The organism is Pseudonocardia sp. Ae505_Ps2 (assembly GCF_001932425.1).
GTDB lineage: Bacteria > Actinomycetota > Actinomycetes > Mycobacteriales > Pseudonocardiaceae > Pseudonocardia.
The window spans coordinates 2161549-2175620 of record NZ_MCIP01000001.1; the positions used below are offsets into that span (position 1 = coordinate 2161549).

General features: G+C 73.6%; 17 protein-coding genes. 9 read left to right on the top strand and 8 right to left on the bottom strand.

All coding sequences use genetic code 11. The annotated features are described in order from the left end of the window. The first annotated feature begins 194 nt into the window (after positions 1–194). On the top strand, positions 195–545 hold the full coding sequence (locus Ae505Ps2_RS10255; RefSeq protein WP_075553582.1) for a hypothetical protein: 351 nt from the start codon (positions 195–197) through the stop codon (positions 543–545). A 22-nt stretch (positions 546–567) separates the two neighbouring features. Here the strand turns inward: Ae505Ps2_RS10255 and Ae505Ps2_RS10260 are convergent, their stop codons facing one another. Next, entirely contained in the window at positions 568–1392 is an 825-nt protein-coding gene (locus tag Ae505Ps2_RS10260) for a transposase family protein (protein ID WP_075553319.1), read from the bottom strand. A 90-nt stretch (positions 1393–1482) separates the two neighbouring features. On the opposite strand from Ae505Ps2_RS10260, the gene Ae505Ps2_RS10265 reads away from it, so the two are divergent. Genes Ae505Ps2_RS10265 through Ae505Ps2_RS10275 form a run of 3 tightly spaced genes read left to right on the top strand, consistent with a single transcriptional unit; the run spans position 1483 to position 3158 of the window. Further along, positions 1483–1935 (top strand): glycoside hydrolase family 16 protein, encoded by a 453-nt coding sequence (locus Ae505Ps2_RS10265; protein WP_075553583.1) that lies wholly within the window; start codon positions 1483–1485, stop codon positions 1933–1935. Between the two features lie 39 nt (positions 1936–1974). Then, positions 1975–2304: a hypothetical protein gene (locus Ae505Ps2_RS31910; RefSeq protein WP_075308592.1), complete on the top strand. Its 330-nt coding sequence runs from the start codon at positions 1975–1977 to the stop codon at positions 2302–2304. Continuing rightward, positions 2298–3158 (top strand): HTTM domain-containing protein, encoded by an 861-nt coding sequence (locus Ae505Ps2_RS10275; RefSeq protein ID WP_075308590.1) that lies wholly within the window; start codon positions 2298–2300, stop codon positions 3156–3158. The genes Ae505Ps2_RS31910 and Ae505Ps2_RS10275 overlap by 7 nt, the downstream gene beginning before the upstream one ends. On the opposite strand, the gene Ae505Ps2_RS10280 is transcribed toward Ae505Ps2_RS10275, so the two are convergent. Both Ae505Ps2_RS10280 and Ae505Ps2_RS10285 read right to left on the bottom strand, forming a co-directional pair. Further along, on the bottom strand, positions 3145–3501 hold the full coding sequence (locus tag Ae505Ps2_RS10280) for a tetratricopeptide repeat protein (protein WP_020624570.1): 357 nt from the start codon (positions 3499–3501) through the stop codon (positions 3145–3147). The genes Ae505Ps2_RS10275 and Ae505Ps2_RS10280 overlap by 14 nt on opposite strands. 74 nt (positions 3502–3575) lie before the next feature. Beyond that, positions 3576–4403, bottom strand: a complete 828-nt coding sequence (locus tag Ae505Ps2_RS10285; protein WP_075308588.1) for an NmrA family NAD(P)-binding protein — start codon at positions 4401–4403, stop codon at positions 3576–3578. 95 nt (positions 4404–4498) lie between these two features. Here Ae505Ps2_RS10285 and Ae505Ps2_RS10290 point away from each other — a divergent pair, with 95 nt between their 5' ends. Both Ae505Ps2_RS10290 and Ae505Ps2_RS10295 read left to right on the top strand, forming a co-directional pair. Then, positions 4499–4876, top strand: coding sequence for a helix-turn-helix domain-containing protein (locus Ae505Ps2_RS10290; RefSeq protein WP_075308586.1), 378 nt, complete (start codon positions 4499–4501; stop codon positions 4874–4876). A 133-nt stretch (positions 4877–5009) separates the two neighbouring features. Next, positions 5010–6395, top strand: a complete 1386-nt coding sequence (locus tag Ae505Ps2_RS10295) for a glycosyltransferase family 2 protein (protein WP_075332915.1) — start codon at positions 5010–5012, stop codon at positions 6393–6395. Positions 6396–6398: 3 nt separating this feature from the next. Here the strand turns inward: Ae505Ps2_RS10295 and Ae505Ps2_RS10300 are convergent, their stop codons facing one another. Together Ae505Ps2_RS10300 and Ae505Ps2_RS10305 are read right to left on the bottom strand one after the other, a co-directional pair. Beyond that, positions 6399–7544, bottom strand: coding sequence for an acyl-CoA dehydrogenase family protein (locus Ae505Ps2_RS10300; RefSeq protein WP_075308564.1), 1146 nt, complete (start codon positions 7542–7544; stop codon positions 6399–6401). Further along, positions 7544–8272: a GntR family transcriptional regulator gene (locus Ae505Ps2_RS10305; protein ID WP_170917028.1), complete on the bottom strand. Its 729-nt coding sequence runs from the start codon at positions 8270–8272 to the stop codon at positions 7544–7546. The genes Ae505Ps2_RS10300 and Ae505Ps2_RS10305 overlap by 1 nt, the downstream gene beginning before the upstream one ends. Positions 8273–8331: 59 nt before the next feature. On the opposite strand from Ae505Ps2_RS10305, the gene Ae505Ps2_RS10310 reads away from it, so the two are divergent. After that, positions 8332–9870, top strand: a complete 1539-nt coding sequence (locus Ae505Ps2_RS10310) for a long-chain-fatty-acid--CoA ligase (RefSeq protein ID WP_075308560.1) — start codon at positions 8332–8334, stop codon at positions 9868–9870. Positions 9871–9918: 48 nt separating this feature from the next. Beyond that, complete coding sequence (locus Ae505Ps2_RS10315) at positions 9919–10335, top strand: hypothetical protein (protein WP_020624913.1); 417 nt, start codon at positions 9919–9921, stop codon at positions 10333–10335. Here the strand turns inward: Ae505Ps2_RS10315 and Ae505Ps2_RS10320 are convergent. After that, positions 10320–10607: a DUF1540 domain-containing protein gene (locus Ae505Ps2_RS10320; protein WP_043279421.1), complete on the bottom strand. Its 288-nt coding sequence runs from the start codon at positions 10605–10607 to the stop codon at positions 10320–10322. The two genes, Ae505Ps2_RS10315 and Ae505Ps2_RS10320, sit on opposite strands and share 16 nt — an antisense overlap. Positions 10608–10868: 261 nt before the next feature. Then, positions 10869–12050 (bottom strand): DUF418 domain-containing protein, encoded by a 1182-nt coding sequence (locus tag Ae505Ps2_RS10325; RefSeq protein WP_075553584.1) that lies wholly within the window; start codon positions 12048–12050, stop codon positions 10869–10871. A 191-nt stretch (positions 12051–12241) separates the two neighbouring features. Here Ae505Ps2_RS10325 and Ae505Ps2_RS10330 point away from each other — a divergent pair, with 191 nt between their 5' ends. Further along, positions 12242–13048, top strand: a complete 807-nt coding sequence (locus Ae505Ps2_RS10330) for an SGNH/GDSL hydrolase family protein (RefSeq protein WP_075308556.1) — start codon at positions 12242–12244, stop codon at positions 13046–13048. A gap of 83 nt (positions 13049–13131) precedes the next feature. Here the strand turns inward: Ae505Ps2_RS10330 and bla are convergent, their stop codons facing one another. Further along, positions 13132–14058 (bottom strand): class A beta-lactamase, encoded by a 927-nt coding sequence (gene bla, locus Ae505Ps2_RS10335; protein WP_075308554.1) that lies wholly within the window; start codon positions 14056–14058, stop codon positions 13132–13134. Positions 14059–14072: the final 14 nt, after the last annotated feature.

Below are 14072 nucleotides of genomic sequence, written 5' to 3' on the forward strand. Positions count from 1 at the left end.
CGGCAACGACCCCGCCGGCAACGACCCCGCCGGCAACGACCCCGCCGGCTCCGGCCCCGGGTGACACCCCCACGGCCCCGGCCGAGCAGCCCGCCCCCGACCCGGCGGAGACTCCGTCCACGGAGCCGGCCACCCCGCCGGTCGACAAGCCCGCGTCGCCGGGAGACCCGGCTGCCCCCACGGAGGAGCCCGCCGTGACCGACCCCTCGGCCCGACCGGCCGACCAGAGCAGGCCCCGCCCCGGCGCCACCAGCGCGGCCGAGCGCTACGGCTGGGGCGCGCCGCTGCCGGCGTCGGACGAGTTCGACTACACCGGACCGCCCGACCCGGCGAAGTGGAACCAGGCCGGCGAGTGCTGGCCCGGTCACGCCGGCAACGGCGGCCGCTGCGCCAGCCGGTCCACCGTGAAGGACGGCAAGCTCGTCCAGACCGGGCTCCGCAACGGCGACTCGGCCTGGATCTCGTCGAAGTTCAACCAGCAGTACGGCCGCTGGGAGGCACGCGTCCGCTCCGAGGGCACCGGCCCGAACAACGGCAGGCAGTGAGGTGTTCTCAGTAGCGGGTTGATCATGTCGTGCGGTCGTACTCGGTGTGGAGTAGTACGAGCGCAGCTGCGGTGATCGCGCCGGTGCGCCAGGGACATAGCGTGACTCGCCGCAACGCGGCGAAGGTGGTCTTGAGCAGGGCGTTTCCGCGTTCGGCCAGAGCACGAAGGGCTGAGTGCAGGGTGTTGACGGTGCGCTGGTTGACCGTCTGCCCGCGGCCGGGGGCGAGTTTGATGGGCACGGTGAGCCGGTCGGCTTCGCCTTCGTAGCCGAGGTCGCCCAGCGCGGCGTGGGTGTCGTCGGTGAACGCGGCCAGGCCCTCGAGCAGCCCGGGGTGGGTACGGGCGCAGCGGGTGTCGTGCTCGCGGCCCGGCCGCACGTCGCTGGTCCATAGCGGCCATCCATCAGGTGCGGTGAGGACCTGGATGTTCCCGCCGTGGCGGCGGTGCTTGCCCGACCACCACAGGTCGACCCCGGGGGTGAGGCCGAGCGCGCGGCACCGGTCGGTGGCGATCAGGGTGCCGTCGAGATTCACGTGGGTGTGCCCGGCTGTGCGGGCGGCGAGCAGGGCTCCGTGCAGGCCGGGTGCGGCCGCGGCGAGGACGTCGATGCCTTCGTGCAGGTAACGGTAGGCCGTTGCAGTGCTGATCGCGTTGTCACCGGCCGAACATCGGACCCGGGTAGCATCACAGAACCAGCGGATCACCAGCACTGCCTGGGCGAACGGGGTCAACGCCCGCCGCCGGGTGCCACGTCGACGGCGTTGAAGGACCAGGAGCCGCGCCAGATAGGCCACGGTGCGCTCCCCGATCGGGAGGACAGCGGTGTAGGTGACAGGATCAGACATGCAGGACCTCGGTGACGGTGTCGATCTGTGCTGGACCGAACCGATCTACCGGGGTCCTGCCCCGTTCCCGCTCATCTCACCACCCTCGGCGTGTCGCCACGACCTGCCACCCCGCTACTGAGAACACCTCAGTACCACCCGCTGCTGATCATCTGGCCGCAGTCGGACCGCTGGCCCCAGGACGGCGAGTACGACTTCCTGGAGAACGGTGCCCCCGGCGAGCGGTGCGCCGAGGCGTTCATCCACTACCCGCACGGCCGCGGCGCGGTCCAGCAGGAGCACGCCAAGGAGAGGAACTGCGGCGCACCACTGAGCGAGTGGCACAACGTCGCGATCGAATGGACGCCCGACCACGTGAAGGGCTTCATCGACGGCAAGGAGTGGTTCTCCTTCTCCGACGGCGCCCGGTCCGGCCGCAGCAACATCCAGGCCATGCCGAGCGGGCACCTGACCATCCAGCTCGACAACTTCTTCGGCGGCAACATGCAGCCGGCGACCTACGAGGTGGACTGGGTCCGGATCTACTCCCTCGACCCGAAGTGACCGGCTAACGCCCGGACGTCGTTGCGCGATGGGACGGGTGTGTCGCTACTCACGCGCAGGACCGCGGGATGGCTGCTGGCGGGCGTCGTCGTCGTGGAGGCCGTGATCCCCGCGGTCGGTCTGCTCACCACGGACCCGCCGCGCCGCTACTCGTGGAGCATGTTCGTCGCCTCCTCGACGGAGTACGCCTACTCCGGACGGACCGCCGACGGCGCCCTCCGGAGTCTCGACACGGCGGCGCTGCCGTGGCCGCAGCGGACCGTCCACTACGGGTCCACGGTCCCGGACCTGCTGTGCGCGGCGAACCCCGACCTCACCGCGGTGTCCCGGACCTGGGACGGCCGTCCGGAGCGGGAGCAGTCGTGCTGAGGATCCCCGACACGCTTCCGGCGCGGCCGCTGGCCGGGTACCGCATCCTGGTCGGGCTCGTCGCCGGGGCGAAGGCGCTGGAGCTCGGCGTGAGCCCGCTGCTCGGGACCCGGGCCGGGCCGCTCTTCGGGGTCGGCCCGGTGCTGCCCGCGCCGGTCTGGCTCGCACTCGGCGCGGTGATGGGGCTGGCGGCGCTGGCCCTCGTCGTTGGGTGGAACGCGCGGGTGGCGGCCCTGGTGGTCGCGTCGTGCACCGCGGGCTTCGTCTGGGGCGCGGGCTACTACTCCAACCACACCTACCTGCTGTTCACCGTGGCTGTGCTGCTGTCGTTCACCGACTCCGACGCGGCCTGGTCGGTCCGCTCGTGGCGTGACCAGGGGACCTGCCGGGTGTGGGCGGCGCCGGTGCTGGTGCTCCGGGCGCAGATCACGATCGTCTACGTCTACGCCGCGCTCTCGAAGATCCGCCCGGACTTCCTGTCCGGCAACGGGCTGGCGTCCTGGGCGTGGGACTCGGTGCTGGTCCCGGCGGCGATCCTGACCCCGCTGTTCCTGGTGCCGATGGCCTTCGGTGCGGTGCTCACCGAGCTGTTCGTGGCGTTCGGCCTGTGGTCGTCGCGGCTGCGGCCGGTCGCCGTCGTCGCCGGGCTCGGGCTGCACCTCGGCATGATCGTGATGCTGTCCGACGGGGTGCACGCCGCGGTCGAGCTCGGGCTGTTCGCCACCCTCACCTGCGGCGGCTACCTGCTGTTCGTCGACCGTGTCCCGGTCGTCGACGGGCTCACCGGCCCGGTCGTGGTGCCCCGGCAGCGCCGGTCGGAACCGGCGCTGCCGAGCACGGTCACCCGGCGCTGACGCCCATCGCCTCGGCCAGCCGCAGGTGCGGTGCGGCCTCGTCGTGACGCGAACGGCGCTGCAGGGTGCGCCCCAGGAGCAGGTGGGCGTAACCGTCGGCGGGCTCGCGCTCCACCAGCTCGCGGAGCTCGGTCTCGGCCCGGCCGAGCTGCGCGGAGTGGTAGTACGCGCGGGCCAGCAGCAGCCGGACCGCGGTGGCCTCGGGCTGCTCGGCGACGAGCTCGGCGAGCACCGTCGCGGCCCCCGCGGGGTCGCCGGAGTCGAACAGGTACCCGGCGTGCTCCCACCGGTCGGCAGGCCCTGCTTCCGTCCCGGTCATCCAGGACAGCGCGTCGATCCTCATCGGTGCGGCCTCCTTCCGGCCCGTTCGGTTGATACGTCAACCACAACCGCGGCGCCGGTCGTTCTGTTCCCGGCTCAGGCCAGGGAGGCGCGGACCAGCTCGGGCATCCCGGTCGCCGGACGGCCGAGCAGCGCCGCGAGGTCGTCCGACGGCTCGGCGAACAGCCCCGACGAGATGAGTCCGCCCAGGAACGCGAGGTCGCCGGCCTCGTCGAGCGGGATCCGGCGGTGGGTCACCGGCCGCCCGGACTCCGCGGCGATGGTCGCGGCCAGCTCGTCGTAGGTCCACAGCGGACCGCGCAGCTCGTAGGCGCGCCCGGCGTGCTCGCCCGGCCCACCCGCCACGACGACGGCGGCCGCCCGCGCCAGGTCCGCGATCGTGGCCGTGTTCAGCGCCCGGCCGCCGTCCGCGGCGACCGTCTCCCCGGCCTCGATCGCCGCTCCGACCACGGCCGGGTTGACGAACATGTCGGAGTAGAAGGTGTTGCGCAGCGGTGTCGCCGGCAGCCCGGAGTCGCGCAGCAGGCCCTCGGTGACGGTGTGGTCGGCGAGGAAGCCGGGCGCGTCGGGCCGGTCGGCCCCGACGGCGCTGGTGTAGACGACGTGCCCGACGCCGGCCTCGGCCGCGGCCCGGACCACGTTGCCGTGCTGGCGCTCGCGCACCCCGGGGGTCACGTCCGAGCCGGACACGAAGAGCAGACCGTCGGCACCGGCGAACGCCGCCTTCAGCGAGGCCGGGTCCTCGTAGTCGCCGACATGCACCCGGACCCCGGCCGCTGCCAGGTCGGCGACCTTCTCCGCGGACCGGGCGAGCACGCCCACCTGCTCCGTCGGCACGGTCTCCAGCAGCGCCCGCACGGCCGCGCCCCCCAGCTTCCCGCTCGCCCCGGTCACGATGATCATTGCTGTCTCCCCATCTCGTCGTGGACGGTGGCCACACTGCCGGATAAGCTTTCGATCGGTAAGTACGTACCTAGGGGTAAGTAGGTGGTTGCACGGTGAGCACGCAGGTGGAACGGCGCACGGGGCTGTTCTCGGGTGACGCGTTCAACAGCAGCTGCCCGTCGCGGTCCGTCCTCGACCACGTGACGTCGAAGTGGGCGGTGCTCGTCCTCGTCGTCCTGTCCCGTGGGGACCACCGGTTCTCCGCGCTCCGCCGGGCCGTCGGCGGGATCAGCGAGAAGATGCTGGCGCAGACCCTGCGCACCCTGGAGAGCGACGGGTTCGTGCACCGTGAGGTCGTGCCGACCACCCCGCCGCAGGTCAGCTACGGCCTGACCGAGCTCGGCCACGGCGTGACCGGTCACCTCGCGGGGCTCGTCGGCTGGATCGAGGACCGGATCCCCGAGGTGCTGGCGGCGCGCGGGCGCTCCTAGGCCCCGGCCTCGGGGCTCGTGGCGGGTCTGCGGCACCGGGCGGGGCCCCGTCCGGGGTGGCGCGCCCCACACTCCGTGGTCCCCACAGGTCGGTCTCAGCGTCGTCACAGCGACGGTGAGCAGGATGGGGCTCATGGCGACGACTCCCGACGTACCGACCTGGGTGGGTGAGCTCGACCGGCTCGCCCCGGCCCGCGACCTCGAGGTCGATCCGCGGTTCGCCGCGGCACGGCTGCTGGTCACCGTCGGCGGCACCCCGCAGGGCCAGGTCACGGTGCCGCTGAGCGGCGGCCGGGCGACGGCCGCGGAGCTCGCGCTCGCCGTGGGCGGGCTGCCCGCGGCCGACACCGTCGCCGCCGCGCCGTCCGCGACCGACCCGGTCACCGTGGTCGTCGCGACGCGCAACCGCCCCGAGTCGCTGGCCCGCTGCTTGCGCGCGGTCCTCGCCTCCGATCACCCGGCGCTGTCAGTCGTCGTCGTCGACAACGACCCGGACGACGAGCGGACCGAGCTGGTCGTGCGTACCGCGGGCTCCGACCGGGTCCGCTACGTCCGCGAGCCGCGTCGCGGCGCGTCCATCGGGCGCAACCGGGGTCTGGCCGAGGCGCGCACCGAGATCGTCGCCTTCACCGACGACGACACCGAGGTCGACCCCGCCTGGGCCTCCCGCATCGCCGGCGCCTTCGCCGCCGACCCCGAACTCGCCTGCGTCTCCGGCCCCGTCCTGGCCGCCCGCCTCGCCAGCCCCGAGGAACGCGCCGCCGACGTCGCCCTGGCCTGGAACAAGGGCTTCACCCCGCGCCGGTTCACCCTCGCCGAACCCCCCGCGGACTCCCCGATCTTCCCCTTCGCCCCCGGCCTGTTCGGCATCGGCGCCAACCTCGCCGTCCGCGCCAGCGCCGCCCGCGCCGTCGGCGGCTTCGACGAGGCCATGGGCCCCGGCACCCCCACCCACGGCGGCGAGGACTGCGAGTTCCTCGTCCGCATGATCCTCGCCGGCCACGTCCTGGGCTACGCACCCGGCGCCTACCTGTGGCACCACCACCGACCCGACCAGGCGGCGCTGACCGCCCAGCTCGAGGGCTACGCGATCGGGCTGGGCAGCTTCCTGGCGAAGGTGGCGCTGTCCCCGCAGGGCCGGTCGGTCGCACTGCGCCGACTCCCCGCCGCGGTCGCCCGGCTGCGCCACATCTCCGACCGCGAGGCCGGTGCCGGCGACGCGATGCCCGACAGCGGGTTGGTCGAGCGCGGCAGCCGGCTCGCCCGTGGCGGCTGGGCCTACCTGCAGCGGTCCCGTGAGGTGCGCCGCAACGGTGGCGCGGTGCCGCCGATGCGGCTGCCCGAGCGGTCTGCGCTCGTCCCGGCGCACATCCGCCGTGCCGCCGAGGCCGCGCGGGTACGCGCCGAGGCGGCCGCCCACGTCGGCCCGACGGCCGTCCCCGCCCCGCGCCCCGACCAGCAGGCCGAGGCGGACGACGACCGCGGGGCCGCGGAGCTCACCCGGAACTCCGCGGCCTGAGGCCTACAGCCCGTAGGACTTGCCGATGATGTCGCGTTGGATCTCGCTGGTCCCGCCGTACACCGTCGAGACCACGCTCTGGCGCAGCAGCCGCTCCATGCCGTACTCGGTGGCGTAGCCGTAGCCGCCGAGCATCTGCATTCCCTCCAGGGACAGGTGCTTGGCGAGTTCGGTGGCCTTGAGCTTGGCCATCGAGGCCTCGCGCGGGAACAGCGCTCCGGCCGGGGCCTCGTCGATCACCCGCGCGGTGTCGTGCACCAGGAGCCGGGTCGCCTCCAGCTCGGTGGCGTTGTCGGCGATGCGGTGGCGCAGCGCCTGGAAGGTGCCGACCGGACGGCCGAACTGCTTGCGCTCCTTGACGTAGGCGACGGTGTCGTCGAAGGCGCGGCGGGCGAGCCCGAGCATCAGCCCGGCGAGCATCATCCGCTCCAGGTTCAGGCCGGCCATGAGCTGGCGCCAGCCCTGCCCCTCGGTGCCGACGACGGCGTCGGCGGGCAGCTCACAGGCGTCGAAGTAGAGGTCGTTGACCTCCTTGCCGCCCATCGTCTCGATACCGCGCACGGTCAGCCCCGCGGCGTCGGCGGGGACGACGAACATGGTGAGGCCGTCGTGCTTGCCGCCCTCGGTGGAGGTGCGGGCGACCAGCAGGATGTGCGACGCGATGTGCGCGTTGGAGCACCAGGTCTTCTGCCCGTCGATCCGCCAGCCGGTCTCGGTCTTGGTCGCCTTGCACTTCAGACCGCCGACGTCGGAGCCGGCCTCGGGCTCGGACATCGAGATCGCCAGGACGTTGCCCCGGCACATCCCGCCGAGCAGCTCCTGCTTCTGGTCCTCGGTGCCGAACTTCTCGATCGCGGCCGCGGTGATGGCGGTCGTGCCGAACCCGGCGATGGGGGCCTGGCCGTAGGCGGTCTCCTCCAGGAACACGAGCAGCTCCCGCATGCCCTGGCCCGCGCCGCCGTAGGCCTCCGGGGCCGCGATGCCGACCCAGCCCAGCTCGGCCATCTTCCGGTACAGCTCGTCGGAGTGGGCGTGCCGGCCGCCGTCGGTCAGCTCGTCGCGGCGCTCCTTGGAGCCGACCTCGCGGCGGCAGAACTCACCGATCGCGGTGGCCAGGGCGGCCTGCTCCTCGGTCAGGGTGACGGGCATCAGATGACTCCTTCGTCGTGGTGGGTCCACATTCCGGTGCGGTCCAGGTGTGCGAGCAACAGGTCGCGGCCGTCGAGGACGTGGCGGCGCATCGCAGCCCGTGCCGCGTCCGGGTCGGCGGCGCCCAGTGCGTCCAGCAGGACGACGTGCGCGTCGACCGCGCCGGTCCGCCAGGCGGGCGAACCGGTGTAGAAGTGCGCCGGTAGGTAGTGCGACGAGCGCCCCACCAGCCAGGCGAGCTTGCGCGACCCCGCCGACCGGTTGATCTCGGCGTGCAGCCGGTGCTCGGCGGACACGAGCGGGTCCAGCTCGGCCGGGTCGTGGGTCTCGGGGGTGTGTTCGCACAGCCGGGCGATCCGGTCGGCGAGCTCGCGCAGCGGTGCGAGGTCGGCGGGGGACAGCCGCTGCGCGGCACGCGCGGCCAGCGTCCCGGTCAGGTCGGCCTGCACCTCGAACAAATCCGCGACGTCGTCGCGGGTCAGCTCGGCGACGACGAACCCGCGCCGCGGCACCGCGTGGACCATGTCCTCGGCGCGCAGCGACTGGAGCGCCTCGCGGACCGGGGTGTGGCTGACGCCGAGGTCGGCGGCGATCCGGTCCATCCGCAGGAAGGTGCCCGGTCGGAGCTCGCCGGACAGGATGCGGTCCCGCAGGACGAGCGCGATCCGGTCGGGCAGCTGGGGGGTGCGACCCGGTGAGAGGTCGAGCACGGAGTCGGCCGTCGACACGGCGACTATCATATACGATTCCGTCGAACCTGCGTCACCGACGACCGAGGGAGAACGACGTGCCAGGTCAGAGCTCTGCCGAGGACTTCCGGCTCACCGACATCCTGGCCGATCCGGCCCGCGCGGACCTCGTCGCGCTGTCGGTCGACGGCGTCGCCACGACCTACGGTGAGCTGGAGCAGCGGGCCGGGCGGACCGCGGCGGCGCTGCGCGACCTCGGTCTCGGCGCGGGGGACCGCGTCGTGTGGATCGGGAAGAACCGGCCGGAGTTCCTGGAGCTGCTCTTCGCCGCCCCGCGGATCGGCGCCGTGTCGGTCCCGCTCAACACCCGGCTCACCGAGGCCGACCTGCTGGCGCTGGTCGACGACGCCCGCGCCGGGCTGGTGGTGCTCGGCCCGGACTTCGCCGGGCTGCGCGCGGCGTTCGGAGAGCGGCCGGTCGTCGTCGTGGGGGAGGACCACGCGGCCTGGCGCGATGCCGCGACCACCGTCCTGCCGCCGTCGCCGCCTGCCGGATCCGGCCCGGACGACACGGTGCTGCAGCTCTACACGTCCGGCACCACCGGCCTGCCCAAGGGTGTGCTGCTCGCGCACCGGCAGTTCAGCGCGCTGCTGCTCGCCGCCGGGCACTGGTCGATCGACCACACGTCGTCGGCGCTGGTCGCGATGCCGCTGTTCCACATCGGCGGGGTCGGCTATGCGCTGGTGTGCCTGGCCGCCGGCGCGCGCTGTGTGCTGGTCGCCGACATCGTCCCCGGCCCGCTGCTCGACACGATGACCGACGAGCGTGTCACGAACGCCTTCCTCGTCCCCGCCGTGCTGCAGATGTTGTCCGCGGTGCCCGGTGCCGCCGACCGGGACTGGTCGGCGCTGCGGTCGATCGCCTACGGCGCCTCGCCGATCACGGTCGGCGCGCTGCGTGCGGTCGTCGAGACCTTCCGGGCGCCGCTGTTCCAGGTCTACGGCGCGACGGAGACCACCGGTGCGATCACCCAGCTCGACCCGGCCGACCACGACCCGGACGGCCCGCGGGCACACCTCATGCGCTCGGCCGGGCGGCCCTACCCGTGGGTCGAGCTGACGATCGTCGACCCGGCGACCGGCCGCGTACTCGGCCCGGGCGAGGTGGGGGAGGTACGGATCCGCTCCGACCAGGTCACCGCCGGCTACTGGAACCGGCCGGAGGACACCGCGGCCGCACTCGGCGACGACGCCACGCTGCGCACCGGCGACGGTGGCTACCTCGACGCCGAGGGTTACCTGTTCCTCACCGACCGGATCAAGGACATGATCGTCACCGGCGCGGAGAACGTGTACCCGATCGAGGTGGAGAACGTGCTGTCTGAGCATCCCGACGTCGCCGACGTCGCGGTGATCGGGGTGCCCGACGAACGCTGGGGCGAGGCGGTGAAGGCCGTCGTCGTGCCGCGGCCGGGGGCGACGGTCGATCCGCAGGAGATCATCGAATGGTTGCGCCCACGGATCGCGGGCTTCAAACGGCCCCGCTCGGTCGACGTCGTGGAGGCGTTGCCGCGCAACCCCAGCGGCAAGATCCTCAAGCGCGAGCTGCGCGAGACCTACCGCAAGGCCTTCACCTGACCGAGATCATCGGTTAGCCTCGCCTCAGTCCCGGTGAGGGAGGGCTTCATGTCTCTGCGTCTGCCGACCGGCAGCATCACGGTGCTGCTCGGACCGTCGGTGCAGCGTCGCCGCACGATGAACCGGCTCGACGACGCGAGTGGTCGGTGCGCGGACGGGCACGATGCCGTGGTGCGCAGGCTCGGCGCGCGGGCGACCGAGTCGGCGGCCGACCGGCTGGCGTCGGTGGAGGCGGTCCGGCGGGGTCCGACCGCGATGGTCCTCGCCGACCGCCTGACCGACGGCCTCGACGCGCACGACCGCAGCACGGTGCTCTTCGCACTGCGGGCGGTCGCCGCGGACGGGGTCGCCGTCCTCGTCGACGACATCGACCCCGTCGCGGCCCTCGCCGTCGCCGACGGCGCGTTGCGCGTCGACGAGCGCGGCGAGGTCCGGATGGAGGAGCTGGCCTACTTGGCCTCGTAGGTGAGGCAGTCGGCGGCGTCGGCGCCCGCGCCGATGTTCACCGACGACGCGGTGCACTCGAGCTTCTCGTTGAACCGACAGTCCGAGCGGTGACAGGCACCGACGAGACCGTTGCCGCTGCCGCCGCGGAACGAGATCTCGACGAAGGTGCCGCAGTGGGCGTGCTCACCGGAGATCGTGATCGCCCCCGCACCGCAGCTGGAGTCGGAGTTGTAGGAGCAGCTGGTGGCGGCGCACTGCTGAACCTGGGGCATGTCCTGAGCCGTGGTCATGGCGCTCAGGTTGTCGGGGTCGCGTGACGCGCGCCAGGCAACAGAGGCTCGCCTGACCGGCGGTGCGGGCCGCCTCACTTGCGCCCCCGACCTGGGCGTCTGTTGCGGCACACCTCTCAGTTGAGTGGTGTGAATCACATTGCGCACCCGTCGGATGGGTGATTCGCGGTGGTCGTGAAGATGGCCGGGCGATGGCGCGCGCCTGTCGGCCGGCCTGCGCCGATCCACGGACGCGACACCGTGGCGCGGCGCCGACCGCGGTCAGGCTGTCGCCGGGCGTGGAGCGGTCCGTCCGGTGCCGTAGGTGAGGCGGCGCAGGAGGGCCTCGGCGGGGCCTCGTCGGCCGGCGCGGTCCAGGGCAGCGGCGATGACCACGGTGGCCACCCACGTGGCGACGGCGACGGCGGCGGCCGTCGCGGCGCCGAGCCGGCCGCCGAGGTCGAGCAGTGCCGGCTCGGTGGCGACGAACCAGACCGGTGACTGCGCGATGTAGAAGGTCATCGACCGGCGACCGCAGGCGACCAGTGCGTTCGTGATCGGTCCGCGCCGCTGGCCGAGCCGGTCCGCGACGAGGGCGACCGCGGCCATGTAGGCGAGCCCCCCGGCGATCCCGGTCGCCGCGAACGTGGCCTCGGCCAGTGCGCCGGCCGCGCTCGAGTCCGGGGTCCACACGCCCACCGCCTGCAGCGCGACCGGCTGTGCGCCCAGAACCGCGATCGGGAAGCCGAGCAGTACGACCCGGGTCAGGAGCCGCCGGTAGCGGGCGGGTTGCTCGAGCAGTCGCATCCGGCCGGCCCAGACCCCGATCAGTACCGCGGGTGCGACGCTCAACCCGGCCAGGGGCAGCACGGCGAGTGCGGACGTGCGCAGCGCCATGCTGTCGAGCAGGGTCGGCCCGACTGCGAGCGGGGCATCCGCGGTGACCAGCTGCAGGGCGGTGGCTGCGGCGATCCCGAATGCGAGCGTGATCGCGAACACGGTCCACAGTCGGCCGCTCGACCAGGTCACCACCCCGGCGAACAGCAGGGCGAACACGCCGTAGGAGCCGATGATGTCCCCGCTGTAGAGCAGGACGACGTGGGCGATGCCGAACACGATCAGCCAGGCACCGCGGCGGCGGATCAGCCGTCGTGCGTTGGCCGGGTCTGCGCCGGGTCCGGTCTGTCGTCGGGTCATCTGCACGAGGCCGTAGCCGAACAGGAGTCCGAAAAGGGGTGCGGCCCGCCCGTCGACGAAGGAGGTCAGGAGCCACTGGACGGCGACGTCCACCGGGCCGCCACCGGCAGGTCTGGCGAGCAGGTTGCCGCCCGCGTGCAGCATCCGGGAGTGGGCGAGGGCGATGAGCAGCAACATCACCCCCCGCGTCAGGTCCGGCGCCAGCAGGCGCTCGGAGACCGGTGTCGGCGAGACCCCACCGACCGCGGGCCGACCACGTCGCGACATGGAACGGAACGGTATGCACCCGGCCGGTTCCGCACATCGGTCCGCAGGAGGGCTCCGCTCCTCCGGAGGGCGGAGCCGCGTCACCGTTCGACCCGTCCTCCGGAGGACGGAGCCGTGCGCGACGGTCGAGCGGTGGTGGGCGATGATCCTGTCTCCGGACCCGGTGGACCGGGCCCGGAGAGGGAGGCGACGTGGACGAGGACCTGATGGGCCGGCTGATCCGGTTCGCCGACCTGACCGCCTGGCCGGCGTTCGCGGCGCTCGGGGTGCAGGAGGAGTCGATCGACCGGTTGCTCGCGACGACCGCGGGCCTGGACCCGTCGGCCGTCGCCGGGGTGCGTGCCGGGCTCGCTGCACGGGTCCGGTCCGCGGCGCGGGCACTGCGGAACGAGCCGCCGGTCGCCGACGGGCTGCACCGGATGGGGCTGCGTCCGGGCGAGCGGGTCGTGGTCGTCGGGGACTCCCTGTCCGCCGACCGGCTGAGCTGGGCACGATTGCTCGCCGAGCTGGTCCCGATGGTCGAACCGGAGACGACGGTCGAGGTGCTCGCGCTGTCCGGCCGGACCAGCTCCGAGGCGCTCGCGCTCGGCCCGGTCCTGGTCTCCCGGGTACCGACCCGGGTGCTGGTCATGCTGGGCACGAACGACATCCGCCGGGAGGGCACGACCACCGGGATCCGGATGGTGTCGATCAGCGAGACGGCACGGAACCTGCGGGCGCTGCGCCTGCTGCTGGAGACCGAGAGCGGCGCCCGGGTGCGGTTCGTCGTCCCGCCGCCGGTCGACCCCCGTCGGGTGGCCGCCACCCGCGAGCTCACCGGCGAGTGGTGGGACCCGGCCGACGTCCCCGGACTCGTCGCGACGGTCCTGGAGGTCGACCCGGATGCGGTCGACCTGTCCGGGATGCCGGTGCGGCCCGACTTCTGGGAGGACGACGGCCTGCACCCCAGCCCGATCGGCCAGGTCGCGATCCTGCGGGCGGTGCTCGCCCGGATCTGACCGGCGCGCCCGGCCGCGGTGCCGCCCTGGCCCCCGACCCCGGCCGGACCTCGGTGTCCGGCCGGGTCGGGTGCGCCGTCGGATCAGCCGCGCAGCGCGGCGACGGCGGCGCGGGCCGCGGCGGCGACGGCGGCCTCCCCGCGCGGCTTGTCGGCCGGGTCGGCCGGGACGGTGAACACCGTCAGGACCAGCGGTGCGCCGTCCGGCGGGTAGAGCACCCCGGAGTCGTTGCGTTCCCCGAGCGGTCCGGAGCCGGTCTTGTCGCCCACGACCCAGCCCGCCGGGACCGCCGCGCGGATCTGCCGGTCGCCGGTGGTGTTCGCGCGCAGCCAGCCGGCCAGCCGGTCGCGCTGCGGGGCCGGGAGCGCGTCGCCGAGGACCAGGGCGCGCAGCGTGGATGCCAGCGCGGCCGGGGTCGAGGTGTCACGCTCGCCGTCGCGGTCGTTCAGCGCGGTCTCCGCGCGGTCGGAGCGGGTGACGGTGTCGCCGGTGGTGCGGAGCCAGGCGGTCAGCTCGGCGGGGGAGCCGACCTCGCGCAGCAGCAGGTTGTGGGCGGTGTTGTCCGAGACGGTGACGGCGGCCTCGCACAGCTGGGCCACCGTCATCCCGGTCGCGAGGTTCCGAGTGGTGACGGGCGCGTACTCCAGCAGGTCCGCGCGTCCGTAGCGGACCGGGCGGGCGAGCAGGCCGGGGTCGGACAGCGAGCGGTGCAGCGTGAACCCGGCCATGAGCGCCTTGGTCACCGAGCACATCAGGAAGCGGTCGCCGTCGCGGTGTCCGGCGCTGCGGCCGGTGCCGGTGTCGAGCACGTGCACCCCGATCGTGCGGGCGTAGGTGCGCTCGACGTCGGCCATCGCGGGGATCGGCGCGGTCCCGGTGTCCGGGACCGGCGGAGCGGCTGCGGGAGGAACGGGTGCGGGCGGTGCACAACCGGTCAGCGCGGTGCCGCCGAGTGCGGTGCCGCCGAGTGCTGCGCCGGCGAGGAGCAGGGAGCGACGGGAGATCGTCATGGGCGCACCGTGGC

Excerpts from the sequence above, each read along its gene's own strand:
- Ae505Ps2_RS10325 (WP_075553584.1), bottom strand. The coding sequence starts at position 12,050 with ATGTCGCGACGTGGTCGGCCCGCGGTCGGTGGGGTCTCGCCGACACCG.
- Ae505Ps2_RS10260 (WP_075553319.1), bottom strand. The coding sequence starts at position 1,392 with ATGTCTGATCCTGTCACCTACACCGCTGTCCTCCCGATCGGGGAGCGC.
- Ae505Ps2_RS10295 (WP_075332915.1), top strand. The coding sequence starts at position 5,010 with ATGGCGACGACTCCCGACGTACCGACCTGGGTGGGTGAGCTCGACCGG.
- Ae505Ps2_RS10315 (WP_020624913.1), top strand. The coding sequence starts at position 9,919 with ATGTCTCTGCGTCTGCCGACCGGCAGCATCACGGTGCTGCTCGGACCG.
- Ae505Ps2_RS10285 (WP_075308588.1), bottom strand. The coding sequence starts at position 4,403 with ATGATCATCGTGACCGGGGCGAGCGGGAAGCTGGGGGGCGCGGCCGTG.
- Ae505Ps2_RS10280 (WP_020624570.1), bottom strand. The coding sequence starts at position 3,501 with ATGAGGATCGACGCGCTGTCCTGGATGACCGGGACGGAAGCAGGGCCT.
- bla (WP_075308554.1), bottom strand. The coding sequence starts at position 14,058 with ATGACGATCTCCCGTCGCTCCCTGCTCCTCGCCGGCGCAGCACTCGGC.
- Ae505Ps2_RS10320 (WP_043279421.1), bottom strand. The coding sequence starts at position 10,607 with ATGACCACGGCTCAGGACATGCCCCAGGTTCAGCAGTGCGCCGCCACC.
- Ae505Ps2_RS10300 (WP_075308564.1), bottom strand. The coding sequence starts at position 7,544 with ATGCCCGTCACCCTGACCGAGGAGCAGGCCGCCCTGGCCACCGCGATC.